At 64.3% G+C, this 2162-nt stretch carries 1 protein-coding gene; it reads right to left on the reverse strand.

Going from position 1 to position 2162, the window contains the following annotated elements:
* Nucleotides 1-2162: RHS repeat-associated core domain-containing protein (locus tag ACODTD_RS28780; RefSeq protein ID WP_489105444.1), on the reverse strand; the 2162-nt coding region annotated here is incomplete at both ends.

A 2162-nucleotide genomic window follows, 5' to 3' on the forward strand; every position in this document is an offset into this window, starting at 1 on the left:
GGACAGTTGGACGTCAACCCCAACGGATCCACCCACCCCGTCGGATTCGGCACGTACTGGTACTGATTCAGCCCACCCGCCAACTTCACCGGATCCGGCGTCAGGTACCGTCCCACGTCCGGGTCGTAGTACCGGTGCCGGTTGTAATGCAGCCCGCTTTCGTCATCGAAATATTGCCCCTGAAAGCGCAGCGGCTGGTTCAGGTAGTCCTCGGTCGCGAGCTCCAGCGAGGTGACCTTGCCGTAGGCGCTGTATTTGGCTGACCAGACGATCTCGCCGCTGTAGTCGGTCAGTTCCTGCGGGGTGCCGAGGTGGTCGAGTTGGTAGTAGAACGGGCAGGCGCGTTTCGGGCCTTTGCCGTCGAGCATCGCCAAGGGGCGGAAGGTGCCGGGTTCGTAGATGAAGCTGCGGTGCTGGGTCGGGCTGCTTTCGGCGATCAGGTGGTCGCCTTGCCAGAAGAACTCGGTGGTCTGGCCGTTGACGGTTTTGCGGATGCGCCGGCCGAAGGCGTCGTATTGGTAGGTCGCGCTGGTGCCGTCGGGACGGGTGAGGCCGATCAGGCGGTGCTGGCTGTCGTAGCGGTAGTCGGTGACCAGTGTTTGCGCACGGCCGCGGCGTTCGCGGATCAGGTTGCCGAAGGCGTCGTAGTCGTAGTGCCGGTCGCCCTGTATTTGCAGGCGATTGCCTTTGATCTGTGTCGGGCCGGGGCGGTCCTGCATCAGCAGGTTGCCGGCCGGGTCGTGGGCGAAGTTTTCCGGCAGGTCGTCGCGGGTGTGGCGTACGCGGATCAGCCGGTCGAGGGCGTCGTACTGGTAGCTGCGCTGGCCGTGGCGGGTGTCGGCGATGTGTTCGAGATTGCCGTTGGCGCTGTAGGCAAAGTCGCGACGGTACAGCGCACTGCGTTGATGGCCTACGGCGTGGGCGCGTAAGCGGCCCTGTTCATCGTAGGCATATTCGCTGCGCAGCAGGCCTTGCTGGCGCTGCTGTTCGCGGCCGTTCTGGTAGACGTGACGGGTGAGCAAGGCGCCGTTGAGGTCGATCGCGGTCAGCGCCCCGCCCTTGGCGTAGTGGTAGTCGAGCTTGCTGTTGTCCGGCAGGCGCATCCGGCTGAGCTGGCCGCAGGCGTCGTAGGTGTAACGCAGGGTGCCCCAGCCCTGATGCTCGCGCACCAGCCGGTCCTGCAGGTCGTATTCGAAAGCCAGCGGGTGATCCTGGCCGTCATCCACGCCGACCAAACGGCCTAAACGGTCATACCGGTAGCTGACCTCGACCCCGTCCGGCAGGGTCTTGAGCAGCAATCGCCCAGCAGCATCACGTTGATAGCCGGTGACCAGCGTCGAGCCGTCATCGCCGAACTCGGTCTTTTCCAGCAGGTGGCCATTCCGGTCGTAGGCGTAGGCGGTACGCCGGCCATCGAAGCCGGTTTCCTGTCGGATCAGTCCGGTCGGCGTGTAGTCCAGCCGGTACTTTTCGCCAGATTCGTTCTCGATTTCCGTCAGCAGCAGTTGCGCATGGTCGTAGCGGTATTGCAGTCGCGTGCCGTCGGGGTTGATCCGCCGGCTGACCAGGTGCAGGTCGTCGTCATATTCGTAGCGGGTGATACGCCCCAGTTCATCGCGCTCGGCGGTGATCTGGCCGTAGGCGCTGTAACTGAAAGCCCGTGTGGCCCCGGTAGGCAGCGTTGTTTGGATCAGCCGGCCAACGGCGTCCCAGGCATGGCGAGTGACCGCTCCGTGTTCGTCCTGCGCAGTAATCCGCCGCCCCAACGCGTCGTAGGAAAACTTGCGAACCCCACCGTCCGGCAGACTTTCCTCGACCAACTGACCCAGGTCGTTCCACACAAACACGTGCCGGCCGCTGTCCGGATAACGGATCGACAGCAACCGCCCCTGTGCATCGCGGTGGTAGTGGGTGACATGGCCGTCCGGATCGACCGCCTCGGTGATGTCCCCTTGGGCATTACGCCGGTACGTCCACACGGCATCGCCACGTGAGCGGCTGTGCAGGAAACCGTTGCGGTACTCGTAGGACGTCGGCGCATCGTCCGGCGGAATCAGCGCGATCAGCCGTCCGGCATCGTCGTAGCGGTATTCGGTGACCGCCCCCAGCGCATCCTGCTCGGCGACCAACCGACCTTGCGCGTCATAGGCCTTGAGCTGCTC

This window comes from Pseudomonas sp. FG35 (assembly GCF_057809295.1).